The sequence below is a fragment of the Sporolactobacillus sp. CQH2019 genome (assembly GCF_028765345.1).
Classification (GTDB): Bacteria; Bacillota; Bacilli; order Bacillales; family Sporolactobacillaceae; genus Sporolactobacillus.
The window spans coordinates 308,066-332,469 of the sequence record NZ_JARAJZ010000004.1; the positions used below are offsets into that span (position 1 = coordinate 308,066).

General features: G+C 45.0%; 21 protein-coding genes and 3 tRNA genes. 5 read left to right on the plus strand and 19 right to left on the minus strand.

Annotation, left to right across the window (positions count from 1 at the left end; translation table 11 throughout):
- The first annotated feature begins 109 nt into the window (after positions 1-109).
- Positions 110-274: a hypothetical protein gene (locus tag OYT88_RS07790; protein ID WP_274399110.1), complete on the plus strand. Its 165-nt coding sequence runs from the start codon at positions 110-112 to the stop codon at positions 272-274.
- Between the two features lie 247 nt (positions 275-521).
- Here OYT88_RS07790 and OYT88_RS07795 read toward each other — a convergent pair whose 3' ends face one another.
- Entirely contained in the window at positions 522-695 is a 174-nt protein-coding gene (locus OYT88_RS07795) for a hypothetical protein (protein ID WP_274399112.1), read from the minus strand.
- A gap of 25 nt (positions 696-720) precedes the next feature.
- Entirely contained in the window at positions 721-1,023 is a 303-nt protein-coding gene (locus tag OYT88_RS07800; RefSeq protein ID WP_274399113.1) for a hypothetical protein, read from the minus strand.
- Positions 1,024-1,782: 759 nt separating this feature from the next.
- Here OYT88_RS07800 and OYT88_RS20890 point away from each other — a divergent pair.
- Complete coding sequence (locus tag OYT88_RS20890) at positions 1,783-1,863, plus strand: putative holin-like toxin (protein ID WP_443217497.1); 81 nt, start codon at positions 1,783-1,785, stop codon at positions 1,861-1,863.
- Positions 1,864-2,202: 339 nt separating this feature from the next.
- On the opposite strand, the gene OYT88_RS07805 is transcribed toward OYT88_RS20890, so the two are convergent.
- Genes OYT88_RS07805 through OYT88_RS07815 form a run of 3 tightly spaced genes read right to left on the minus strand, consistent with a single transcriptional unit; the run spans position 2,203 to position 4,948 of the window.
- The gene (locus tag OYT88_RS07805; protein WP_274399115.1) at positions 2,203-3,252 is read right to left on the minus strand and encodes an ABC transporter substrate-binding protein; all 1,050 of its coding nucleotides are present in this window, start codon (positions 3,250-3,252) and stop codon (positions 2,203-2,205) included.
- An 18-nt stretch (positions 3,253-3,270) separates the two neighbouring features.
- Positions 3,271-4,128 carry an ABC transporter permease gene (locus tag OYT88_RS07810; protein WP_274399116.1) on the minus strand — a complete coding sequence of 286 codons (858 nt, stop codon included), beginning with the start codon at positions 4,126-4,128 and terminating at the stop codon, positions 3,271-3,273.
- Positions 4,100-4,948, minus strand: a complete 849-nt coding sequence (locus OYT88_RS07815; protein WP_274399117.1) for an ABC transporter ATP-binding protein — start codon at positions 4,946-4,948, stop codon at positions 4,100-4,102. Before OYT88_RS07815 ends, OYT88_RS07810 begins: the two co-directional genes overlap by 29 nt.
- A gap of 781 nt (positions 4,949-5,729) precedes the next feature.
- Between OYT88_RS07815 and OYT88_RS07820 the strand changes: the two genes are divergently transcribed.
- The gene (locus OYT88_RS07820; RefSeq protein ID WP_274399118.1) at positions 5,730-7,328 is read left to right on the plus strand and encodes an ATP-binding protein; all 1,599 of its coding nucleotides are present in this window, start codon (positions 5,730-5,732) and stop codon (positions 7,326-7,328) included.
- Positions 7,325-8,011: a response regulator gene (locus tag OYT88_RS07825; protein ID WP_274399120.1), complete on the plus strand. Its 687-nt coding sequence runs from the start codon at positions 7,325-7,327 to the stop codon at positions 8,009-8,011. Before OYT88_RS07820 ends, OYT88_RS07825 begins: the two co-directional genes overlap by 4 nt.
- A 254-nt stretch (positions 8,012-8,265) precedes the next feature.
- Here OYT88_RS07825 and pnuC read toward each other — a convergent pair whose 3' ends face one another.
- From pnuC to deoC, 4 genes are read right to left on the minus strand one after another with little or no spacing between them, the layout of a single operon-like run.
- Entirely contained in the window at positions 8,266-9,009 is a 744-nt protein-coding gene (gene pnuC / locus OYT88_RS07830) for a nicotinamide riboside transporter PnuC (protein ID WP_274399122.1), read from the minus strand.
- 23 nt (positions 9,010-9,032) lie between these two features.
- Positions 9,033-10,331: a pyrimidine-nucleoside phosphorylase gene (locus OYT88_RS07835; RefSeq protein ID WP_274399124.1), complete on the minus strand. Its 1,299-nt coding sequence runs from the start codon at positions 10,329-10,331 to the stop codon at positions 9,033-9,035.
- A 26-nt stretch (positions 10,332-10,357) separates the two neighbouring features.
- Positions 10,358-11,587, minus strand: coding sequence for a phosphopentomutase (locus tag OYT88_RS07840; protein WP_274399125.1), 1,230 nt, complete (start codon positions 11,585-11,587; stop codon positions 10,358-10,360).
- Positions 11,588-11,613: 26 nt separating this feature from the next.
- The gene (gene deoC / locus OYT88_RS07845; RefSeq protein WP_274399126.1) at positions 11,614-12,285 is read right to left on the minus strand and encodes a deoxyribose-phosphate aldolase; all 672 of its coding nucleotides are present in this window, start codon (positions 12,283-12,285) and stop codon (positions 11,614-11,616) included.
- 149 nt (positions 12,286-12,434) lie between these two features.
- Between deoC and OYT88_RS07850 the strand changes: the two genes are divergently transcribed.
- Positions 12,435-13,379 carry a sugar-binding transcriptional regulator gene (locus tag OYT88_RS07850; RefSeq protein WP_274399127.1) on the plus strand — a complete coding sequence of 315 codons (945 nt, stop codon included), beginning with the start codon at positions 12,435-12,437 and terminating at the stop codon, positions 13,377-13,379.
- 1,485 nt (positions 13,380-14,864) lie between these two features.
- On the opposite strand, the gene rlmH is transcribed toward OYT88_RS07850, so the two are convergent.
- The 10 genes from rlmH to OYT88_RS07900 form a co-directional block, all read right to left on the minus strand.
- Complete coding sequence (rlmH, locus tag OYT88_RS07855) at positions 14,865-15,338, minus strand: 23S rRNA (pseudouridine(1915)-N(3))-methyltransferase RlmH (protein ID WP_274399128.1); 474 nt, start codon at positions 15,336-15,338, stop codon at positions 14,865-14,867.
- An 853-nt stretch (positions 15,339-16,191) separates the two neighbouring features.
- Positions 16,192-17,442: a S1C family serine protease gene (locus OYT88_RS07860; RefSeq protein WP_274399130.1), complete on the minus strand. Its 1,251-nt coding sequence runs from the start codon at positions 17,440-17,442 to the stop codon at positions 16,192-16,194.
- A gap of 276 nt (positions 17,443-17,718) precedes the next feature.
- Entirely contained in the window at positions 17,719-18,513 is a 795-nt protein-coding gene (locus OYT88_RS07865) for an MBL fold metallo-hydrolase (protein WP_274399131.1), read from the minus strand.
- Between the two features lie 263 nt (positions 18,514-18,776).
- Positions 18,777-19,595, minus strand: coding sequence for a two-component system regulatory protein YycI (locus OYT88_RS07870; RefSeq protein ID WP_274399132.1), 819 nt, complete (start codon positions 19,593-19,595; stop codon positions 18,777-18,779).
- Positions 19,592-20,920, minus strand: a complete 1,329-nt coding sequence (locus OYT88_RS07875; protein ID WP_274399133.1) for a YycH family regulatory protein — start codon at positions 20,918-20,920, stop codon at positions 19,592-19,594. The genes OYT88_RS07870 and OYT88_RS07875 overlap by 4 nt, the downstream gene beginning before the upstream one ends.
- Before the next feature lies 1 nt (position 20,921).
- Positions 20,922-22,739, minus strand: a complete 1,818-nt coding sequence (walK, locus tag OYT88_RS07880; protein WP_274399134.1) for a cell wall metabolism sensor histidine kinase WalK — start codon at positions 22,737-22,739, stop codon at positions 20,922-20,924.
- Positions 22,736-23,452 carry a cell wall metabolism response regulator VicR gene (gene vicR / locus OYT88_RS07885; RefSeq protein WP_274399136.1) on the minus strand — a complete coding sequence of 239 codons (717 nt, stop codon included), beginning with the start codon at positions 23,450-23,452 and terminating at the stop codon, positions 22,736-22,738. The genes walK and vicR overlap by 4 nt, the downstream gene beginning before the upstream one ends.
- A 321-nt stretch (positions 23,453-23,773) precedes the next feature.
- A tRNA-Phe gene (locus tag OYT88_RS07890) sits at positions 23,774-23,846 on the minus strand.
- Between the two features lie 8 nt (positions 23,847-23,854).
- Positions 23,855-23,930, minus strand: a tRNA-Asp gene (locus OYT88_RS07895).
- 2 nt (positions 23,931-23,932) lie between these two features.
- A tRNA-Met gene (locus OYT88_RS07900) sits at positions 23,933-24,009 on the minus strand.
- Positions 24,010-24,404: the final 395 nt, after the last annotated feature.

Genomic DNA, 24,404 nt, shown 5'->3' on the forward strand with positions numbered 1-24,404 from the left:
CACTCTTTCATATATCTTCCTAGTTCGGGCCAAAAAACCGTTCTTTCCTTTTCTGAAGAACACTCAGGCTGCTGTCCGGGCTCCAAGTGTCAGCTGGGGGTGATTGCCAATGTTTGAATCCACAGCTTTTGATGCATTTTCAAGTGTTGAAGCACTTGCTCCTATTGGCCACAAACCTTCGAATATCTGCGGACTTAAAAAGCGTAATCGGACCGACCCCGCAAAGAAATATACCAAGCGGGAAAAAACAGATAGCCCGGATCATCTATCCTGACACATATGCAATTGCTGAAAATAATACACTGCCAAAAGAAGTAATGGGACGGCTGGAATCAAAGACTACGAAATAAGTTGCAACGGATAAAACAGATTATGAAATCTTTGGCACATAAAAAGAGAGCAGTCCTTGATTATTGGTGACTACTGTTCGTCAGTTCCGAACCGGTACTTAAAATCAATCCAGTTATATTTCATGCACTTTTTTAGTGCTCGTGGTACTTTAAATTAATTAATGATTTAACTTACTTCTTTTCTTTATCAGCCTTATCATCAATCATTTTCAACATAGAAAAACTTAATAACATGAGTCCGCCAAAAGTAGCATAACTTGAATTATCTTTAAAAAAAGTATGAGATATAAAATCAAGAATAAATAAAATCATTGCTATTGATACTAATACTCTTTCTACGTTCATGTGCTATTCATTCCTTTCAGTAAAATTAACCATTTCTCCACGGAATTAAAACTCCATGACGGTAAAAAAAGCTAATCCCATATCTGCCATTGCCAGAAATCCATTTTATTAACCAGGCATCACCAAGTAATCCCCCAGCTATACCAAGTGCCCACCCATAAAGGGCAGGAGGAAGTTTTATTTCTTTAATAATTTTTGACACAGCGACCACTGCACCGGAAACTGAACCAACATTATTAAATACATTAATTATCTGCTTTGTTGTCCTTGAATTTAAATTAACTTCCCAGCCAATTCTCGGAAAATATTTTACTCCTTGCTTACTCACAACTCTAGAACTTGCGAATGCATTCTCCGCAAAAAAACTATTAAAACAAAAAACCATTAAGACTATTATTAACTTTTAACATTTTTCATAGCACTTTCCTCCCTTGTAATTAAATAAAATTATACGTCACTAATAATTGAGAAGGCGGTCGGAAGATGTCGAATAAAATATAAGTTCCTAATTTTTCGAATTAAATATAAATGTTATAGATGCATTTTTCAATAGATACTTTGAGAGGCAATGATCACTTTTTGAATATGACCCTTGGGCTTCCGTCTAGCTCTATTTATGTAATTCTACTGCCATCAACCACTCCAGACTATCTGATAGTAATAAGACAAACATCACTAGTGGGACTTTGAAATCGATATTTTTCAGCCTCGAAGTGCACCATATGACTTTCTAAGGAATTGTAATCAAACATTGAACCTAAACGAAAAAGCAATGATTTATAAAATGGAATGACTATAGATTTCAAAGAAAACTATTTTGGCCAGTTAAACTCAAATTAGCCAGCTGGATTGGGATAATATAGCACTCTCACGTTTGCTGGCACTCTAAAATTGTCTGCCCGGCTAGTTGAGAACTAAATCCTGAATTTTCGTTTATCTAACCCATAACCCAGTTTCGGATTTTCAATTAAAGCTTTATGGAATGGTATGTCCCCAGTTTTAAGAGGCAGGCTATGATCGACATAGGCAATAGATGAGGCATATGAGCGGACAGCGACGCCCTTATAGATTGGAGAGAAGGGCGGCAATGACAGTATTTCAAGCTCTAACACTGATGATTAGTTTTGGTGTACTGATGCTGATTCTGTCAGACAGAAAAAAGAAATGATCCGCTTCATATGCCCATTCGCACTGGCTATGATTGAAGCAGACCATTTTCACTGAATGCAGTTTTAATTGGAATGCTGTTCCGCTCTGTGCGGATATTGCCATTCCGTCGGTGTTCGAGCACCGGCGGTCTTATTTTATGTTCCCTGTGCTTTTATTATGCCCGCATGTAGTGGGAGGCCGCTCAGAGATTTGATCCGGTTACGAAAGATTTTGACGGCAACGCCGGTTCTTCCGGCCAGCCATCAACTCAAAATATATTATCTTTGGAGTTTTCCATATTGGATCTCTTTACAGCGCAGGACCGAGCCCTCTTTTTACTTCTTAATCATTCAATTCTTTACTGATTTGCTTTATCAACGAATGCGTTCGTATAGGTTTTGTTTAAATCAACCTTTTTCACAGCCGGTTTGAAAGAAGAAAGTATTTTCTGAACGTTTTGCGGAACACCGGCAGGCATCTTACCATCGGTTGTAAACATTGGAAGCTGGCCTTTCAACGCCTGAACGTATAGTTTTTCGTCGCCGCTATAATAATCAGGCGGCATTTTTGCTGCAATTTCTTCAGGCGTATGGGTACTCATCCATTTTAATGTAGCGACATAGGCATCTACCAGTTTCTGAACGGTATCTTTGTGGGTGTTGACATAATCGTTCCTCATATAAAGGCTCGTTGAAGCATAGCCGCCGCCTAAAGCCTGGTGAGATGCATTTTTATGGTTCATGTCGACCAATGTGTATGCCAGATTCCGGTTCTGCAGTATAGAAGCAGTGGGCTCACTTGTCACAGCCGCATCGATTTTGCCGTTTTTTATAGCAGCGACTAACGTACTGCCGGCGCCTACCGGAATGGGTGAATAATCACTTTCTTTTCCGCCGCCTTTGACAACGTTATACGTTGCCAACATGTTCGTTGAAGAACCAAGGCCGGTGATGCCGATTTTCAATCCTTTTAAGTCGGAAACAGTTTTGACTTTGTCTTTCAGACGATTGGATACCATCAACGTTTCCCCCGGAACGTCTGCCATCGTAATGACCGCTTCCACTTGTTTGCCTTTGGTCGCAAGATCCAGAGTATGGTCATAGAAACCGCCGGCACCGTCCGTTTGACCGGCCAGCATGGCTACTTCAGCATCCTGTCCGGCACTTTCTTCTACAAGGCTGACGTTGACTCCGTATTTATCATAATAGCCAAGCTGCTGGGCAAGCATAAACGGCATGTAAATAATTTTCTCCAGTCCGCCGACCATGATGACGACTCTGGGCTTCGCAGCAGAACCGTTTGTACTTGAAGACCCCGGCGCGGCCGATGAACAACCTGCCAATAGCATTGCGGAAACGACAAGGCTCGACAGAGCAGCTGTTATATTTTTCATTGTCCTTTTTTTCATGCAGACCCCTCCAAACTGTTATTTGCGAACATACCGCCAGGCAATAAAACGTTTTTCAAGCTTTGAAACACCCCAGTCGGCAATCAGCGCCGTAACTGAAAGGATCAGCATTCCGGCAAATACTCCCGTTGTATCGAATGCTCCTTGCGATTGGGCAATTAAATAGCCTAATCCATGGGTAGCCCCAATAAATTCTCCGACAACCGCTCCGATTAACGCGAATCCAAAGCTGGAATGAAGGCTGGAGAGAATCCAGGTCAGCGCAGACGGTATAATGACATGCCGAGCCAATTGGCCTTTGCTTGCGCCAAGAAGGCGTGCATTGTTGACCAAATTCCGGTCCACTTCACGTACCCCCTGGAAAGCATTGAAAAATACGATAAAGAATGTTAGCACGAGACCGGAAGCAACCTTTGACGGCATGCCCAGTCCAAACCACAGAATGAAAATAGGAACTAAAACAACACGCGGAATGGCATTGATCATTTTAATATACGGTCCTAAGACAACGGACAGCAACTCATTGACACCCAGTACATAGCCAAAGAGAATCCCAAAAACACCGCCGAGGATGAAGGAGAGAACCGTTTCTTCGAAGGTCACCCAAAATTGAAGCCACAGGGGGCCTGCTGTCGTCCCGTTTACGGCCCATGTCCAAATATGTTTCACGATGTCAAAAGGACTGGAGAAAAAGAACGGATCAATTATTCTATGACTTGATAGAAATTGCCAGGATCCCGTCAATACAACAAATACCGCGAGCTGCAAACTTAAATTCCGGGCTCTGATCTTTAATGCTTCTCTCTTTAACTCGGCCTTTCGTGAAATCACTGCCTTATTTGCGGGACTAGCTGCTGAATTTGTTTGCGCTTTCATAGCTGATGATCACCTCGTCCCTCAGATCTTCCCATATTTGCTGGTGAATCCTCATAAAAGCGGCGTCAAAGCTGATTTCCGCAACATTGCGGGGCCTCGGCAGATCAATCCGATAATCCCCTTTGACCGTCGCTCCCGGTCCTGCTGTAAAAACAATGACCCGGTCACTGAGCGCAATCGCTTCTTCTAAATCATGAGTGATAAAAAAAACAGAGGCAGAGGTTTCCTCCCAGATTCTAAGCAATTCATCTTCCATTAAATGTCTCGTATGAACATCGAGCGCTGAAAAAGGCTCATCCATGAGGAGAATTTCAGGTTGAACAATTAAGCATTGGGCCAGAGCCACTCGTTTTCTCATCCCTCCGGAAAGCTGAGCGGGATAATGGCCCTCAAAGCCTTTAAGGCCGACCCGCGCAATCCACTTCCTTGCTTCATCGTAGGCCTCTTCCTTTCTGTTGCCTCGCAGCCTGAGTCCAAGCGAAACATTGTCAATAACGGTTTTCCACGGAAAAGCATTTTCTGTTTGGAAAACACACGCAGCCCGCCGGTTCGTCCCTTCCAGTCTTTGACCGGAGATAGACACCTCACCTGTTGTGGGAGGCTCGAATCCCGCAATAAGGCTTAACGTGGTTGATTTCCCGCAGCCTGTCGGTCCGACAATCGATACGAATTCTCCCTTTGGAATTTGCAAATGAATATCCCGCAGCACAGAATGAACGTCACCCGAGGGCTTGACGAATTCTTTCGATATCCCTTTGAGTTCGATCATAGCCGGTTCGGCCCGAGTATTAGCCTGATATACAGTCTCCAAAGCACTCATTGATTTTCCTCCATTCCTTTTCGATCTGACAGCGCTTACATTTCCGATTATATATTTTTCTGATTTTATATAAATATTTTGCCAATATAAGTGATAAACGTAATAAAGACAATTAAAACGATTTCCGCAACGGGAATAACAGTACGTTTGTCTCTATAAACGTTACTAAAAACTTCCGGTCAAAGAGGAAATCACACGATAAATGTCTGAATTATTTTCTAATCGATCTGTTTGAAAATGAGTATGGTCCGGGATTATCAGGCGATTGCAGGCACTTGTTTCCCAAAGGCCGAAAAAAATGATACGGATGACGGAAAACATGGGTGCCGAACTTGCGGCGGCCGTCGATTACGTACGTATCGGGAGACATCTATTGAGAAGAAGACACGTAAAAGACGGATCTTTTTAGCAATGTTCCAATCCTCCGCTGCTGTTCAACCGAGACAGTACGGGGACAGAAACATCTGAGTCAGACCATTACCATACAAAAAAGATGAATGAATTTGGCGAGGCGCATTCGATTCAGGCAGCCCAGAACGATTTTTCATTGGGTTAGTTGGCGGTTGCTTGCTTCAGAAAGTTCGGAAAGATTCAAGCCCCACAGGCTTTACGCTCTTCTCAAACGATCGTTCAGGCATTCATGGGGGAACCCGATAAAAAACCGGTGGCGTTTCATTGATCGACTGTGCATTCATATTTAGGATTATTTAGTGCCGCTTATACAGACGCATCAGGAACTTTTTAAAAATCGTTCAAGCATTTTACTGGGAGTTGATTAGGTATGGAACGCAAAGAAAACCGGGTAAAGCTGCGCACCAAAATCAACCTTCTTGTCTTATTGAATCTTCTTTTTGTCCTTTTGCTTTTTATCGTTTCTCTTTCTTGGATCATGGTCCGTCGCGAGTTTGATGAAACGGGCCAAAACGCTTTAGCAACCGCAAAAACGGTTGCCGCATTGCCGGAAATCAAACAGGCCTTTAAAGAACCGGACCCTTCTTTGCAGATTCAACCCATCGCCGAAAATATTCGAAAAAAAATCGGAGCCCAATTTATTGTCGTTTCAAACATGCACTTAATTCGTTACAGCCATCCTGACCCAAAAATGATCGGACAGCGCATGGCGGGAAATGATGATACTTTACTCCTGGGCGGTCAGGGGCGCGTTACCGAGGCTGCCGGGACTCTCGGCCTTTCCATACGCGGGAAGTACCCGATTTTTGATCTTGATCATCATCAGATTGGGGTTGTGTCCGTCGGTTTTCTTACCCGGAATATCTGGAAGAAGCTGACTTCATTAATTTTTGAAATCATCGGCCTTGGTGCCGTTGCCGCAGCTTTCGGACTCGTCGGCGCATTTATTCTCTCCGGCCATATTAAAAAACAGATTTTTAACATGGAGCCGAATGAAATCGCTTTCTTAGCAAATCAGCAGGCCGCGATACTTGAATCCATTCGCGAAGGAATCATCGCTATTGATACAACCGGAAAAATAACGACATTAAACCGGGAAGCAAAAAATATGCTGGAAGACAAAAACGGTGATTTAATCGGCAGAGAGATCACCCGTATTTTACCGAACTCCCGGCTCACCGAAGTCATGGAAAAGGGAGCTCCGCAATATGATCATCAGATGATTATGGGAAATTTTCTGGTTGTCGTTAACAGAATCCCTGTGATGTTTAACGGAGAGGTAATCGGAGCGGTGGCGAGTTTTCGCGATAAGCTTCAACTGGACCAATTGGAAAACCGGCTTGCCGATATCGGTAAATACGTCGATACATTACGCAGCCAGCGCCATGAATTTATGAACAAGCTTCATCTTATTTCCGGGCTGATCCAAATGCAGGAATATGACCTTGTCCGGAAACTCATTACCCAGGTAAATGACGAACAGCAAAATATACTTAATTTCTTTCTGGCTCATATCCGGGATCCGGCAATTGTCGGCGTTCTTATCGGAAAAATGCATCGGGCGAAAGAACTTGGCATTCAACTGACGATTACACCGGAGTCCTATGTTCGGGATCGCTGCCCGCATCGGGACATTGTACTGACGATTCTTGGGAATGCCATTGAAAATGCTATGGAGGCCATTCAATCGGCCGCAAGGGATAAGCGGCCGGCTGTGATTTCCGTTCATATGAAAACTGAAATGGCGGGCCTTTATATGGAAGTCAAAGATAATGGCCCGGGCATTGATCCCGATCTGGGAAAAAAACTGTTTGATGACGGGAGCACGACGAAGGGTACCGGCAGAGGTTTTGGATTAGCACTGGCATCCCGTTTAGTTTCACGAATAAACGGGCGCATTCAAATGGTTTCTTCCTCTGAGGGAGCAGCATTGCAGGTTGACTTGCCTATAATGGAGGGACAAAGATGAGTGATCGTGTGTTAAGTGTATTGGTCGTAGACGACGATTTTATGATAGCAAAGCTTCATGGAAAATTTATCGATTCTCAGAAAGGCTATAAATTAGCGGGAACAGCACATAGTTTTTATGAAGCTATAGAATGTATCGACAGATTGCAGCCCGATCTGATTCTTTTAGACATTTACTTGCCCGACCGCTCCGGAATCGAGCTATTACAAGCCATCAGGACTCAAAACAGACGATGTGACGTGATCGTCATCACTGCCGCAAAAGAGCTGGAAATAGTTGAAAACGGTTTTCGTTTTGGCATCATTGATTTCCTGATTAAGCCATTTGATCTGACCCAGCTGCAGACACCCCTAAATAAATATATTCAGTTTAAATCCCGTCTCTCGCTGTCATCCCGGATTGACCAGGAAACAGTGAATGATTTTAAAAAACTGCGGCTATCTGAATCAGGCAGCGCAGCCAGCCCAAAGGGGATCGATACCCGTACGTTGGAAAAAATAAAAAATTGTATGGTGGACGGCAAAGATTCCTTAAGCGCAGACCGGATTGCCGAATTGGCCGGGGTCAGCCTTTCAACGACAAGAACCTATCTTTCTCATTTAGTTAAAGAACGCGTATTGATAGAAGAACAGAAATACGGGACAGTCGGCCGGCCCTTGCGTCTATACCGAATCGCCGATTAATTTCATTGCAACAAAAAACGAAAAGCTTTAATAGGGAAGGCTTTTCGTTTTTTTCAGTTCTAAAGTAAGCCGTCAACCGCGTAACGAAATTGATTTTTACCGTAAAAAAACCTCACTTACTTTGGTGCGATTCTCCGTAATGGGTGTAAGTGAGATTTTCAGAATGAATTCGAATGGGCTTTTCGCTTATTCAAAATAATTCCTCTTTGCTGCGTATACGTTGTTTACTTTTAATTCTTAGATTCCCTTGATTTTTAGTTTATTGCTCTATTAAGCTTGCCAGTCCAGATTGAGAAAAACCTTCCGTAAATAGCGGTAGCAGTATAAAACAATTCCATTACTAACATTGTCAAAGATGCTGGAGAATATCCGTCTTTAAGCGCGTAAAACCAAAGCGCAACATTAACAAAATCTGAAATCAGCCATAATGTATAGGTTTGTGTGTATCTCCTGAAGCATAAAAAGGATGCTGTTCCGCCAATGGCTAACGCCAGCGAATCCCAAACCGGATTGTTATCCGCAGTGATTAATCCGAGATGATATAATCCAAACCAGGCAGCCAGTATTACAACAACCGTAACCGTCCACTGTTTAATACTCAGGCTCTTAATATTGTAATTCTTGCCCCTGCCCCAGGTACGCCAAGTCATTAGGAGCTCTAAATCAATAAGAAAGAAAAAACATAGTTGATCAATGATACTAAACCAATGGTGTGCCTGAAGATTAACAATTACATAGGCTACAACACTAATTGCCCCAAGAAGCCCATTAATTGTGTGGCCTGAAGACATCGAACAAACACAGCCCATACCGAAAAATACACCTACGAATGACAAAAACGTCAGCCAATTAATGGTGCCGGTTAAAAATACTACTGTTTCTGCTCCTACACCAAACCCAAACATCGTCCAGGGAACTGTCGGAATGGAAGTCAGCTGCTGTTTCAGCCATTGCCCGTAGCTTCCCTCAAAACGCTCTTTTTCGATTGCACTTTCCATGATTTTCTCTCCTTCCTAGCTGCTCATTTGATGATTTTGTAAATCATTTTTGGAATTGTTGCTTCTGCAGAGATTTCAATGTTTTGGTAGATAAGCTGTTTCACTTCTTCAATATGCTCATTATTGCTATGAATGGTCATTAAAGATTCGCCTTTTTGAACCGTATCGCCCATTTTTTTATGGAGTTCAATGCCGACCCCGTAATCCAGAGAATCTCCGGCTTTTTGGCGCCCTCCGCCCAGCATCATACTTGCAATGCCAATTTCATCCGCTGATAGTTTGGATACTTTTCCACTCTTTTTGGCAGGTAATTCAAGCCTGAATGGTGCATGGGGCATTAACCGATAGTTGTCGATTACACGAGCATCCCCACCCTGGGAGTCAACCATTGCACGAAAACGGTCTAAAGCTTCCGAAGACTCAATAGTCTTTTCCAGCATTCTTTTTGCATCTTCAAAGCTATTGGCTTTCCCTCCAAGAAGAACCATATAGCTTCCCAAGGTTAATATGAGCGCCTTTAAATCTTCAGGACCTTTGCCTTTTAAAAGGTCAATCGATTCTTCGATCTCTAAAGTATTGCCGATTTTATTTCCTAATGGCTGATTCATATCAGAAATCACTGCCATGCATTGCATTCCGGCACCTTTACCTATTGCTACCAGTGCTTTGGCCAGGTTTGTAGAATCCTCAAGCGTTTTCATAAAAGCACCTGCGCCCGTTTTAACATCAATGACTAATGCATCTGTTCCAGATGCAATTTTCTTACTCATGATCGAACTTGCAATTAACGGAATGGAATCCACCGTATCAGTCACATCACGTAATGCATATATCTTTTTATCAGCGGGTGCAATATCCCCCGTTGCGCCGATAATAGCCAGTTTCTCTTTTGCTACCTGTTTGATGAACGCATCTTTGCTGATTTCAACCTTGAATCCCGGAATAGATTCCAATTTATCCAGTGTTCCGCCTGTATGCCCCAGGCCCCGGCCTGATATCATGGGTACTGGGATCCCAACGGCCGCGACCATAGCCGCTAGTGGGATGCTGACTTTGTCCCCCACGCCGCCCGTAGAATGCTTATCAACTTTAATTCCCGGAATATCAGATAAATCTAAACGTTCCCCGGATTGCATCATCTTCATCGTTAAAGCAGTCCGTTCATGATCACTCATATCTCTAAAATAGATTGACATGAGTAAAGCACTGGTTTGATAATCCGGGATGCTACCGTTTACAACACCATCAATAAAAAAATTTATTTCATCATCTGTTAATTCTTTTCCATTCCTTTTTTTATCAATAATGTCTACCATTCTCATTTGTTATCCCTCCCATCATTAAATAATTACTTCAAGATACTCAAAAAGCTGCTGCCTGCGCCGTTACCTTTAATATTAAAATTATCTAGTATAGTTGCTCCGAAATCTGCGAATGTCGGACGTGTACCTAAAGAACCATTGCTTTTCATACTTGGTGAATAAACCATTAACGGCACCTGCTCTCTAGTATGATCCGTGCCTTTATAACAAGGGTCATTCCCATGGTCAGCCGTAATCATCAGTAAATCGCTGTCTTTCATGCTGTTTAGAACTTTTCCTAGGCATTTATCGAATTCCATCAGTGCTTTTCCAAAACCAATCGGATTACGACGATGACCATACATGGCATCAAAATCAACCAGATTAACAAAGCAAAAACCTGTAAAATCTTTTGCCATAACATGGTTTACATGATTCATTCCATCGAGATTGCTCTCATTATGGTAGACTTCATCGAGCCCCTGCCCTGAAAAAATATCGTTAATCTTGCCAATGCCAATTGTATGAACGCCATCAGCTTGTAAATAATCCAAATCGGTTTTTCCAGATGGCTTTAAAGAGAAATCATGTCTATTTGCCGTTCTTACAAAATGATCCTTATCGGTACCTACAAAAGGTCTGGCGATAACTCTTCCAATGACATAATTTGGTCCATTAACAAGGCCGCGTGTATAGTCGCAGATACGGTAAAGTTCTTTAACGGGGATGACATCCTCATGAGCCGCAATTTGCAGAACTGAGTCGCCCGACGTATAAATGATTAAATCACCTGTTTTTATTTGATGCTCTCCAAGCTCTATAATAATTTTCGTTCCTGACTCCGGCCGGTTGCCAACAATTTTTCTTCCGGAAAAGTCGGAAATCTTTTTCAATAAATCATCCGGAAAGCCCTGCGGAAAATAATCCAGCGGACGTCTGACAGGCAAGCCCATCATTTCCCAATGGCCATCCATACTATCTTTTCCCGCAGAAATCTCTTGCATTTTTCCAAAATATCCCGATGGTTGGCTCATAGACGGAACGCCTTTAATCGGCCGATCCCTTAAATTTGAAATTCCCAGTTTCCGTAAATTCGGCAAATTTAACTTGCCGTCATAAGCCTCTCCGACATGCCCTAAAGTATCAGACCCGAAGCTATCAAATTTATCAGCATCTGCCGCCGCTCCTGTTCCAACGGAATCTAATACAATTCCAAATATACGTTGATAGTTAGTCAATAGAATCACTCCCTTCCGGAAATCCGGCTGCTGCGCCATTTCTAGTATTGGCCCCTCATAAAAAATTACATATTATCCTCTCCCAATATCTTAACCGTTGCACTGACACCCAGGCGGCTTGCACCGGCTGCAATCATAGCCTCGGCTTCCTGACGGCTATGAATGCCTCCGGAAGCTTTTACACCCAAACGGTTGCCCACTGTTTGACGCATCAAAGCTACGTTTTCAGTTGCAGCTCCCGCAGAGCTAAAACCGGTTGAAGTCTTGACATAATCTGCTGTTCCACTTTCAGCCAGTTTACAGGCCTGAACAATTTGGTCTTCCTTTAGAAAAGATGTTTCTATGATAACCTTCAGTAACTTATTTTTGGCATGTACGACAGATGCAACAGACTCGATATCTGCTTTTACGGCTACATCATTTTTACCGATCAGTTCACCAATGTTAATGACCATATCAATTTCTTCAGCTCCGGCTTCAAGTGCAGTTTCCGCTTCGAACACCTTCGCGGCTGTAGGGATTGCTCCCAGCGGGAAACCGATAACGGTAATGGGTTTAACATGAGAGTTTGCCAGCTGATTTTTTACAAAGGGAACCCAATATGGATTAACGCAAACTGATGCAGTACCATATTTAATTGCTTCTTTACAGGTTCTCGCAATATCTTCTTTTGTGGCGTCAGGCTTTAAATTAGTGTGGTCCAAATACTTTGCTAACTCTTTATTAGATAGTCCCACTTTTTTGAACCCCTTTCTATATCTTTACCACCACAATAGCTCTTTTCTTTACTTTTGTAAATATATTAATTGAAATTAATTTCATTCTGAGCCATAATCCAATTTATAAGTTATAATTTTAATCAATAAAGACTTATAGGAGAATGTAAATGGAACTTCCAAAAAATAAAATCAAGCAGGTTTTAGAGGTCAGCCGTCTTTACTACATTGATAATATGAGCCAGGTGGATATTTCTAAGAAATTGAATTTATCGCGTCCCACAATTTCCAGGCTTCTTCAAGCTGCTAAAGAGCAAAATATAGTCGAAATCAAAATTAATGACCCATTCCAGAATATGGATTCTTTAAAACAGCAATTAAAACAGAAATATAATTTAAAGGATGTCATCATTGCCCTGCAAACTAATGATGATAAAGATACGATCTTAGATAAATTAGGTGAAGAAACGGCAAAATATCTGGAACATATTATTCGAAACAATGATGTCATTGGAATTTCCTGGGGGAAAACAATGGATGCTGTTGCCAATCATCTAAAGGAAAGCGATCGCTCTAACATTAATGTTGTGCAATTAAAGGGAAGTGTCACTAATTCAAGGGAAAATAACTTTTCAATTGATATAACCAGAAAATTTAATGCTGCCTATCATACTCAAACTCAAATACTGCCTTTACCGGTTATTTTCGATAATGCACGTACCAAAGATTTAGTTGTAAAGGATCGCTTTATAAAGAATGTCATAGAACAGGGGTATCAAGCCAACATTGCTCTATTCACTGTGGGCACCACCCTGTCCAGTGCGATGCTTTTCCGGTTGGGGTATTTGGACGATATCCAAATAGATCACCTAAAAAGAGTCTCTGTTGGTGATGTTCTATCAAGATTCATCACAGCAGAAGGCAGAATCGCTGACAGTGAACTCAATAATCGGACAGTCAGTATCGCATTAGATGCTTTAAAAGACAAGGAGTATTCTGTACTGATTGCCGGAGGCCGGACTAAATTAAAACCTATCCATGCTGCTCTCCTTGGCGGATATCCCAATGTATTGATTACAGACCAAAATACAGCTAAAAAACTTTTAGAACTATGAGATTGATTCAAATAAGCAACAAAAAATATTGGGGGCTTCGCTTCGCTGGAAGGTCAAAGCTTCACAAAACCGATCATTGACAAAAATAGGCACAACTTCAGCGGCAGTTGAATGATCAAAGCGATTGTATTTCGCAATGTCCTTACGCTGCATTGTTTCTCCATGATTGATGTAGGCAACCAGTAAAATCCGGCAATCAGGCAAGATGATCCGTTTCAGGTGCTCCGATTTTAGCTGTTCCTTTCGGAAGATCACATCGTCTAAAATCCATTCATCATCATTTAAATGCGACTAGTGTCTCTGAGCGCACAAACGAAACACGGCCGTAATGTTCATGGTGATTCCCCCCGGAATGCGTGGTGTGTGATGCAAATTGATACAAAAGCAAAAAGAGAGGGGAAGGATCATTTTTTGATCTCTTCCCCCTCGACATTTAGGTACTGCGGAGTTCCTGATTGAAATGAATCCGTACTGTATCAATCGTTCAGTGCTCATAATGGTGATCGATCAATTAATTCCATTTTTTGCGTTGCTCTTATATAGATAGAGCCTGGCGTAAAACATGATTAAACTGTCATATAATTCTAAAATACTAAGGCAGAACCACTATGCTGTGAACAGGAGTGGATCGGCGCTTCGATTGCCAAACATGCTATGCGGTCACAAATATTTTCAGGTTTCATCGCTACCCTTGTTGAAAAAGCAATAAATAAAGAATGTGGATATCACTGCGGACATCCACATACTCTTTTCATAATAATATAAATTTATACAGTGGTTTTATTACGGAGAATCTTGCAGCATCTGCCCTAGAAAATGTGCTTTCCATCGTTGATAGTGCGCAGTAGGTGGAACGGTGCAGCATCAACAGAAACAAAGTGAAAATTTGTTAAAATATGGAACAGATAAATTTTTTGTCATGCTGATTCAGCCGTATTCAGGGTGAGTCCGGCGCCATTTGGACACGCCGACCGATAAACGAGGTACATTGACCGATAAAATTGCCGTAAAGACCGATAAACGAGATATGTCGACCGATAAAGTTACTGCGCCGACCGATAAACCGGGTATGTTGACCGATACACATTCCTGAAACAGGCTGTTTAACGTTTCGGTGCAAGTTCAGCTGCATTCGGTGCGGCTTTCCCCTATTTCGGCGCGACTCAAGCCCGATTCGGTGCCAGTCAGGCCTATTTCGGAGCAACCGCTCTTTTTTCGGTGCAACTTCAACCGCTTTCGGTGCGGCTTTCCCCCGGTTCGGTGCGAGTCAGGCCTGATTCGGAGCAACCGCTCTTTTTCGGTGCGAGTTCAGCTGCATTCGGTGCGGCTTTCTCACATTTCGGTGCGACTTAAACTCGATTCGGTGCGACTGATAGTTTTTCTCAGTTCCGATTCTACTTTTTCTGATTGGGTGCAGTCTCATAAATCCGATCGGACAGTTGCACAGTACTCGTTAGCTGTGCAACAGCCGTAAAAAAACCTCATTTATTTGTGGTACGGTTCTCCCCTTATTATTTTAAACGCTCTGTAGATTTGTTCGGTCAGGATCAGCCGCATCAGTTGATGGGGAAAGGTGAATTTTGAAAATGAAAGCTGAAAATCGGCACGATGCAGCACGGCGCTGCTCAGGCCGTTTGATCCGCCGATGATAAAGGCGATATGGCTGTGCCCGTACGTGGCCAGCTCCCTGATCTTTTCGGCAAAGGCTTCCGACGCCATCTGTCTGCCCTGTATGGCGAGTGCAGCGGCGTAAGCGTTGTCCGGCAGTTTTTTCAGCAGCCGCTCGCCTTCGGCTGTCTTGACTTGTTCGGCTTGCGAGAGGCTTTCCGGAGCTTTCTCGTCGGCTACTTCGATCACAGAGACATTCGCATAGGGACCGAGACGTTTGATGTATTCCTCAATTCCTTGCTTAAAGTATTTCTCTTTCAGTTTTCCGACACATAAAATATCGATATTCACAGCTTATCCCATCCCTATACATAAGTTATGCACAGAAGTTATGCACATATCCACAGGGCCTGTCCACATTCAGTATGCAAGCAGGCGTTTGCCACCATATCTGTATCAAAAGAAACGACATTTTCTGCCAATGTGGATAACCTGTTGATCCGTACTCTGAATTTTTCCTGTTTTGATTGTCAATCCCGACAGATCGTATCTTTTCTCACACCCCTAATAGATACCTGCATAGATGTTCCGGCCGCATTTCTTAAGCCTATTCAGGTGTCAGACGCGTGCAATTGTCCGATACAGCGTTTCTTCTCCAGTTTCGTTTTATTATAGGAAATGTTGAAACTTATTTCAATTGTACACAGTTTTTCCCCAAATGTGGATAATTTGTGCATAACTTGTAGCGTTTGTACACAGATTGTCCCCAAATCAGCGGGATGCGCAAGTGGGCCCTTTAATAGCAAAAAATTTCTTGTTCCCGGCCTTTCAAACCGGGTTTAGGAAAATGACAGCAGGATGCTTGAAGAATCGTGTCAGTAATAGTTTTTCAACAACGGTCCATTTTCACAGGCCTATCCGTTATTGATTTTAAAAATGACGGGATTTCCCAGAATCTTGGTATAAAAACGCAGGGATGATCCGGATTCAGCCTCCCGCCGGAATTTCCGCTGCCCCGCGGGTGCCTTCCGATATAAAGAAAACAGGCCAGAAACGCAGCGGCAACAATCTTGGCCCCGAACAGGCCGCAGCACGCGGGTATCTTTGTTCAGCCGTTTATATACAGACATAATCCGCTGAAATTTTTGCGCACATACAAAAAAGCCCGGAGACCGTTAAGAGCCCCGGGCCTGTCATCTATTGTTTATGAGAAGGTCGTGCTGCCGAGAGTCAGATCCGCTGTCGATTCCTTTCCCGTTCTATAATACTTGATCTTGACGGTCTGGCCGGCATGAAGATTGTTATACATGTAGGTGGAAAAAGAAAGATAACTGCTGATTTTATAGCCATTGATTTCTGTGATGACATCTCCGGCCTGAAGTCCGCTCTTTGCAGCCGGGCTCCCGTGCTGAACGTCCGTGACGACAAGGCCCGACGTCACGGAACTCGGGAGCTGAAGCTGGCTGATCTCAGACTGCGGCACCATGGAAAGATCGACAATGCTGACCCCGAGCATCGGCCTCTGGATCTTGGTGCCGCTCTCCAGTTTGCTGATAACCGGTTTGGCTACATTAATCGGTATCGCGAACCCGATACCTTCCACAACGCCCTGTGAACTATCCGATGATGAAGTATTGTCCGATGTAATTTTTGATGAAGTAATGCCGATCACCTGTCCGGCGATGTTGACCAACGCTCCGCCGCTGTTGCCTGGATTAATTGCCGCATCCGTCTGCAGCACCTGAGCCTCGACCGTCGTATTATTGCTTTGGACCGGAATTGTCCGGCTGGTAGAGCTGATAATGCCTTCCGTCACCGAACCGGAAAAATCGAGCGGATTGCCGATCGCTATGGCCGGTTCCCCGCGTTTCAGGGTAGATGAATTGCCGAACTGGGCAACCGTTTTGATATCGGAAGAAGAGATCTTGAGAACAGCGAGATCATAAAGGGCATCGGTCCCGAGAACCGTGGCCTGCACCTTTTTATTATCGGTCAGTCTGACTTCAATTTTGCTCGCACCGGAAACGACATGATCGTTTGTTACGACATAAGCGGACGAACCGAGAACTTTGTAAATAATACCTGACCCGATTCCCGATTCGGTATACTGATTATCGAAAAAGTTCGCCTTTTGCAGATTAATCACGGCGACAACTGCCGGAGAGACCTTGGCTACCGCGTTTGTGACCGATGTATTGACATTCACATTAACATCCCGGGTCAGTGTCGGACTGGTGACACTGCTGTTCGACTGGCTTCCGGTCGTCACGGAATAGGGCAGCACACCCAGGCTGGACAAGATCGGGGCAAAAATAAGAAAGCAGACGATACCGACAATGGCCCCGATAAATCCGGCAAAAAACCAGCCTCCGCGCCCCCGTCTTCGCTCCGAATGATTCGGTGCGGGATCCGTCGACGGTGGATTTTCTGTACGATTGTCATCGTAATATCCCATACATCATTTCTCCTCTTCGTTTCGGTTTTTTGATCCCACAGCAAATAGACACAATATTCCCCCAGAGACTTGCCTGTGACTTTAATGTACCACCGATGTTTTTTTTAATAAAAATTATGTGACAATTTTTATAACCGTCGAAAAAAACCCAAAAATCCACCGGAAAAACCGAAGATGAAAAAAACGCTGCGCAGCCCGGCTGAATGATCGGACTGCTCCTATGCTGAATTCAAAGGGTTTATGTACAGGATTTCCTCAAATTGTTTCTGTTAAACCTTAAATCGCCGTCAGCTGAGTCGCATGTTCCGGATCCGTATCAAAAAGTCCGATATCCCGCCCGATTTTCAGACCGGTGCTTTCAAGCTTCTGACCGACGCTCAGACGCGCGAGTTCTTTCATATTATTATCCTTGCTGAGGTGAGCGAGGTAAACTTTCTTGGTCCGGTTTCCGAGCACCTCTGTCAGTGCCAGCCCGGATTCATCATTGGAAATGTGACCGGTGTCTCCAAGAATTCTTCGTTTAACACTCCAGGGATATCTGCCCATCATCAGCATCTCTGTATCGTGGTTGGCCTCCATGATATAGGCGTCCGAATCGCGGATCAGAGCTTTAATCTGCCCGGAAACATAACCGAGATCGGTCAGCAGTGTCAGTTTCCTTTCCTGTTCATGGATTACGTAGAACATCGGATCGGCGGCGTCATGAGAGACGGAAAACGACTCGATATCCAGCCCTCCGAAACGGCGTACAGTGTTCGCCTGAAAGACAAATTTCTGATCTGTCGAAATTTTCCCGACAATCGAAGACATCGCCTGCCATGTCTTCTCATTGGCATACACCGGTGTCTGAAAACGGCGCGCAAAAACGCCCAGTCCCTTTATATGATCGCTGTGTTCGTGCGTGACAAGAATCGCATCAATATCTTCAGGCTTGCGGCCGATCTGGCCGAGCAGCTCAATCATTTTCTTGCCGCTCAGGCCGCAGTCGATCAGGAGATGCTGTCCCTCCGTTTCCAGATAGAGCGCATTTCCCGTACTGCCGCTCGCCAGCACGCTGTAATGCAAAACCATGATTTCTCACTCCCCAAAATGAACAAATCAATCAGCATCGGCCCGCTTTTCCGGCAGAACCGGACGCCCTGTTTCTTCTCTGTTTTTCTTCTTTTCCGGACACTTTATATGGAAATTTGCCGCCTGCAGATCCTGAGGCACTCTGCTGCCGGAGGCTCAGTTTTAACGGCCTCATGCCGAACAGACACGGAGCTGCGGCGCTTTGTTCAGCGCCTATCCGATTATCCGTTCTTCATCGTATAAAAACCGCATCCCGTCCGTCATCAGTTAAGCGACTGGACCGTCCCGGAAACGGCATTCACGAAAAATTCGCTGGTGTTCGTATCTTTCTTAACGACGATATGCCAGGCAGGAACGAAAATCAGCGGATCGGAACCTGCATCGCCGATAAGATTCACATAACCTAATTCAACAACTTTGATTTGCGGATGCTCGGATCCCGGCAAATCATTCGCCGATGCCAGATTATTGATTGCCGTCTCTGCAGAGATGATCCCGACACGATTGGTCTGTTTAAAGCTGAAATAACTCTGCCGGTAACCGCTAACCTGATTATTGCTTACCGTAAAATCAAGCATCGGAATATTGCTCCGGCCGCTGATAAAAACAGGCCGATTGTTGAAGAGCTGGACAAAGTTCGCCGTCCCGCTGCCGGAGCCCGACTGCCACAGCACAAAATCCTGCCCCTGGTAAACCATGGCCAGCAATTTTTTCTGAAAGTTCACATTGCTCACCGATCCTGTGACCGGACTCTCGAACTGACTGTGCAGCAGCAATCCGTTGTTTTCAATACTGATTTTTTGCTTGGCCGTTCCTCTTCCGTTGCTCATCAGCGCGGCAACATCCGCCCTTTCTTTAGAAAAGTCGACCCGGCTTCCGCGAAGGAAGGTGACGTCCTGAGGGGTTGGCGGCAGCACGGTCTGCAGCTTGACACTCCCGTTCTGCAGAACATTTGCATTCTGTCCGTCAACGAGCCCCCCGATGCTTTCCGTTTGCTGTCTCTGGTACAATTCAACGACAAGGAAGACATCCAATAAAAAGAAGCAAATAATGAAAATCGACTTAGTTTTGCTCCAGTTCATGGCGTTCCTCCTCTTTGATTCAGAGAATGCTGCGGCAAGGTGGCGTCGGCTACCGAATACCAGCGATTGTCTATTTTGTAGAACCAATCAGGTGTCAGTATTAACGAATGGTCTTTTCCGATCTGCGGTGTATCCAGTCTGTAGCCGATGGCCATGTCCTCTATATTTTTAATCGGTATCGATGTCCGCCGCAGCTTCTGCAGCGTATCTGTTCCGGAGTCCAGAGTGACGCTGCCCTGAGCGTCGATCAGACTGAGAGTGAGCAGCGTCCTGTTCATCGTGTTGAGCTGTCCGTTTTTCCAGGTCAGTTCCATCGCCGGCAGGTAGGTGTTCGGGTAGTACTCCGTATTATAAGCCATGTAATTGCCGACCTGAATACGGAATTCTGCGCTGGTCTGGTCTTTTCCTGTTGAAATAAGGCCGTCGTATAAGTAATCGTTCGTCCATCCGCTAAAATTGTTAACAAAATCGATGCTGTGGGTAATCGGATCAAAAGAACCCGACGCGCTGCCGCCGATACCCGGATTGACATACTGCAGAATACTGCCTGTTTTTTCAAGCTGCCGAGTTCCATCGGAATAGACTGTTTTCTCTTTTGTATAAAAAACATTATTGGGATCATTGAACAGAACCGATATAAACTCTTCGACCGGCAGTTCCTCATAATAAGTCATGACATCGCTGATCGTGGTTGTCCCAAGCGGCAGATACACAGATTTATTTTTAAACTGCTGCCGGCCGTACGGCTGCAGCACGACTTTCTCAAACGCATTTTTAAACGCGTCCATCGTTAAGTGCCCGACTGTGGCATAAAATAAGTCTTTCCCCTGCTCAGAGCGAAAAACAGCCGTCAGCACCCGTCCGTCTGCCGATGAAGAATAAATTTCCACACGGTCCGCCAACATGCCTGCCGCCAGTGCGGGATCCATCTGTTCGAAATGAAACACTTTCTGCAAGGCGTCAAACGTCAGCGGCCCGGGAAAAACCAGCTCATAGGAAACGCTGCCGATGCGTTTCGGTACGCTTTTTGTGCCGGAAGGAAAGGCATCGGTAAAAGCTGCTTTCTGAAAGAGGTTGTAGATTTTCGTGATCAGGCTGCTGTCCGTCTGCCCGAAGGTCTCATTATTCACATGCTGAAGCACAAGCGAAGGGCGGACCACATCCGCAATATTTTTGGACTGGGCAATGGCAACGGGTTTCACGGATTCGGAAGGCCCCTTATAGTTTTCATAATCTGTCTTATAGAACCAGATATTCCAGGTCATCGCAATGCTTGCCAGCACAAGAGCGCTGAGCAGGATCGTTTTGAACGCTTCGTGATTCACTTTATCCTTCCTCCCGGTCAAGCGGAAGGATAAAGTGAATCGTTGTTCCTCTGTTCCACTCGCTTTCCGCCCAAATATCTCCGCCCTGAGCCTCAATCATTTCCTTGGCAATAGCCAGGCCGAGCCCTGTCCCGCCAAGTTTCCTTGAACGCGCTCTGTCGACCCGGTAGAAACGGTTGAATACTTTGGCCAGGTTTTCCTTTGGAATACCGACACCCTGATCGCTGATCATGGTGCGGATGTTATACCCTCTTCTGACTACCCTGAACGTGATCAGACCGCCTTCCGGAGAATATTTCATTGCATTTGAAAGAATATTATCAATCACCTGCGTCAGCTTATCACGGTCGATCTGGACATAAAAGGGGCCTGCCGGCAATTTGCGGACAAACTGGATATTCTGTTTCTTCGACATCTCAAAACGGTCGATGATACTGTGGCAAAAAGTCACGTAGTCGGTCCGCTGCAGATTGATTTTATAATTTTTGGCGTCGAGCCGCGACAGCTGTAGCAGATCCTTGACAAGACGGATCATCCGCTCCGTTTCCCTCTGCGTGACATCGATAAATTTTGCCGCCAGTTTTTTATCGTTGACCGCACCGTCCTGGAGGGCTTCAAGATAGCTCTTCATCGTTGTCAGAGGGGTCCGCAGCTCATGCGAGACATTGGCAACGAATTCGCGCCGCTCCATGTCCACCTGTTCCTGTTCCGTCACATCATGAATGACGGCGATCAGCCCGTTGACCGCACCGTTTTCCTTTTTGACAACCGAGAAATTCGCTCTGAGCAGAACGGTCTGTTCATCACTGCTGAAGTCAAGCATGATTGAATCGGACATCCCGTAAAGATCCATGATTTTATAGTTCCTGCGGATTTTGAGCAGATCAAGCAGCGAATTTCCGGTGACATCATGACGGTAAACATCGAGCAGTTCTTCCGCCCGGTTATTCATCAGAATCACATTTCCCTTCCGATCCGTCGCAATGACTCCGTCCGTCATGTAAGTCAGAACAGATTTCAGTTTGCGCCGTTCGGACTCGGTTGTAGCAATCGCATCCCTTAATTTCTTTGTCATATTATTAAAAGACGCGGCCAGCTGTCCGATTTCATCCCTTTCGACCATCTCCACCTTCCTCGAGAAATTTCCCTGTGACACTGCGAGTACCTGCCGCTGCATCTGTACCAGCGGCTTGGTAATGGTCCGTGCCAGAAAAAAGGCCAGCACCGCCGTGACAAGGAGAGAGAAGATCGTCGCAGTGGCAAGTATCTGATTGATCGTCCGCAGCTGCGCGTAGACGCCTTCAAATGATTTTTCCACATAGAGGACGCCGTATTTCTGATTGTTCACCCGGATCGGTGTCGTTACGATATCGACCCTCTCCCCGGTATTCCGATCTGTCCGTCGGTATCGATTGGCTTCGTTCGATGATAAAACATCGCGCATGATTAATTCATTGGTCGTTCGCTCTCCGATCACGTTCGAATGTTTGTCGTCCGCCGCGATGATCACGCCATTGTCATCAATAACTTCCATTTCGCGGATGCCGCTGTCCACTCCGGAAAACTGGTTTTTGACCTGCTTGGCCACATTATTCGGATTGCTGCTGTTCGAATCCCTTGCCTCCCGGATCGCTTCGCCGATATTATAGGCCATGATTTTACTCTGGCTGATCAGGGAATTTTCAAAATTGTCCAGCGAATAGGTTTTCAGCCGATCGGTGAAGAAAACGCCGATCAGCTGCATGGCAAGCAGAATGAGCAGTGTGTAAATGATGATGATCTTAAACTGAATCGATTTAAAAAAACCGACTTTCTTCATTCCGCCGACTCCTGATTAGGCACTTTCAGGTAATAGCCGACTCCGCGCCGTGTAATCAGCCAGGCAGGTCTGCTCGGATTGTCCTCAATTTTCTCGCGCAGTCGGCGTACAGTGACATCGACGGTCCGGACATCGCCGAAATAATCATAGCCCCAGACCGTCTGCAGCAGGTTTTCTCTGGTCATCACCTGGCCGATGTGATCGGCGAGGTAGTGAAGCAGCTCAAATTCGCGATGCGTCAGTTCAATCATTTTCCCGCGCTTGGTGACGACATAGGCATCCAGATGAATCACCAGATCGCCGATCTCAATATCATTCTCCTTGCCTTTTTCATCTTCCGGCACCTCCTGCTTGTGACGGCGGAGATTTGCCTTGACTCTTGCGATCAGCTCCCTGTTGCTGAACGGCTTGGTCACATAATCGTCCGCGCCCATTTCCAGCCCGAGCACTTTGTCGATTTCCGAATCTTTGGCCGTCAGCATGATAATCGGCATATTGTGCGTCTTGCGGATTTCCCGGCAGACTTCCATTCCGTCTTTGACCGGCAGCATCACGTCAAGCAGAACCATATCCGGATTTTCTTCCTCCACTTTTTTCAAAGCCTCTTCACCGTCATAGGCACATACAACCTCATAACCTTCCTTTTCCAGATTGAATTGCAATATATCCGCTATCGGCTGTTCATCGTCTACAACTAGAATTTTGCTCTCCATATGAGGCAGCCCCCTCGCAAATCTTTCTTTTTTATGCCCACATTCGTTAAAATGAATAAAATGTGGGCGTCGGCCTTTCCGCCTTCCCGAACGGCCTGCAGCCGTTTTCCGGCCTTCTCAAGGCGCGGCCGGAAAGCGGGACCGAATACTTGACAAAAGATCAAGTTTCATCTCATTTTAACATAAGAAGAATCACTCTGTCATAAATACCCGGGCAGCACACAAAACCTCTGGATCCCTTTCGTCCAGAGGTTTGCCGTTTGGCTTATTAAATTTACTGTATGTAACAAGCCGTGTTTAACGTTCCGTATTCAAAAAGCATGGCTCGAGGCGGAATCGAACCACCGACACAAGGATTTTCAGTCCTCTGCTCTACCGACTGAGCTACCGAGCCATATGTAATGGCGGATCCGAGCGGACTTGAACCGCCGATCTCCTGCGTGACAGGCAGGCATGTTAACCACTACACCACGGATCCATTGGTTGCGGGGGCAGGATTTGAACCTGCGGCCTTCGGGTTATGAGCCCGACGAGCTACCAGACTGCTCCACCCCGCGATAATTTTCAGTTCTTCCGCCGCTGCTTATGATGAATAAGCTCGTCAATNAGACTGCTCCACCCCGCGATAATTTTCAGTTCTTCCGCCGCTGCTTATGATGAATAAGCTCGTCAATGGTACAGCCTTTTCGCGGCACAAACAATATTGTACCATCGATGAATGGAAATAGCAACTATTTTTCAATAAATCATACTGCGTGAACCCATTTAGGCTTATTGATCAAAATTTTCATTGATGAAATGGCCCTGTCCGATCGTCCGGCAACTCATATCTATGGTTTTTTTAGAACTTCCGCCGCCCGATCTGCACGTAAAAAATCGGCCCGGAAACAGAATGACTGCCGCCGGGCCGGCTTATAAGATAAACATAAATAAAGTTGTTGGATCGGAACAA

What these genes read in the sequence shown, in the direction of transcription:
- OYT88_RS07790 (WP_274399110.1), top strand. Translation starts at nt 110, where the DNA reads ATGTTTGAATCCACAGCTTTTGATGCATTTTCAAGTGTTGAAGCACTT.
- OYT88_RS07795 (WP_274399112.1), bottom strand. Translation starts at nt 695, where the DNA reads ATGAACGTAGAAAGAGTATTAGTATCAATAGCAATGATTTTATTTATT.
- OYT88_RS20890 (WP_443217497.1), top strand. Translation starts at nt 1,783, where the DNA reads ATGACAGTATTTCAAGCTCTAACACTGATGATTAGTTTTGGTGTACTG.
- OYT88_RS07805 (WP_274399115.1), bottom strand. Translation starts at nt 3,252, where the DNA reads ATGAAAAAAAGGACAATGAAAAATATAACAGCTGCTCTGTCGAGCCTT.
- OYT88_RS07810 (WP_274399116.1), bottom strand. Translation starts at nt 4,128, where the DNA reads ATGAAAGCGCAAACAAATTCAGCAGCTAGTCCCGCAAATAAGGCAGTG.
- OYT88_RS07815 (WP_274399117.1), bottom strand. Translation starts at nt 4,948, where the DNA reads ATGAGTGCTTTGGAGACTGTATATCAGGCTAATACTCGGGCCGAACCG.
- OYT88_RS07820 (WP_274399118.1), top strand. Translation starts at nt 5,730, where the DNA reads ATGGAACGCAAAGAAAACCGGGTAAAGCTGCGCACCAAAATCAACCTT.
- OYT88_RS07825 (WP_274399120.1), top strand. Translation starts at nt 7,325, where the DNA reads ATGAGTGATCGTGTGTTAAGTGTATTGGTCGTAGACGACGATTTTATG.
- pnuC (WP_274399122.1), bottom strand. Translation starts at nt 9,009, where the DNA reads ATGGAAAGTGCAATCGAAAAAGAGCGTTTTGAGGGAAGCTACGGGCAA.
- OYT88_RS07835 (WP_274399124.1), bottom strand. Translation starts at nt 10,331, where the DNA reads ATGAGAATGGTAGACATTATTGATAAAAAAAGGAATGGAAAAGAATTA.
- OYT88_RS07840 (WP_274399125.1), bottom strand. Translation starts at nt 11,587, where the DNA reads ATGGCGCAGCAGCCGGATTTCCGGAAGGGAGTGATTCTATTGACTAAC.
- OYT88_RS07850 (WP_274399127.1), top strand. Translation starts at nt 12,435, where the DNA reads ATGGAACTTCCAAAAAATAAAATCAAGCAGGTTTTAGAGGTCAGCCGT.
- OYT88_RS07860 (WP_274399130.1), bottom strand. Translation starts at nt 17,442, where the DNA reads ATGGGATATTACGATGACAATCGTACAGAAAATCCACCGTCGACGGAT.
- OYT88_RS07865 (WP_274399131.1), bottom strand. Translation starts at nt 18,513, where the DNA reads ATGGTTTTGCATTACAGCGTGCTGGCGAGCGGCAGTACGGGAAATGCG.
- OYT88_RS07870 (WP_274399132.1), bottom strand. Translation starts at nt 19,595, where the DNA reads ATGAACTGGAGCAAAACTAAGTCGATTTTCATTATTTGCTTCTTTTTA.
- walK (WP_274399134.1), bottom strand. Translation starts at nt 22,739, where the DNA reads ATGAAGAAAGTCGGTTTTTTTAAATCGATTCAGTTTAAGATCATCATC.
- vicR (WP_274399136.1), bottom strand. Translation starts at nt 23,452, where the DNA reads ATGGAGAGCAAAATTCTAGTTGTAGACGATGAACAGCCGATAGCGGAT.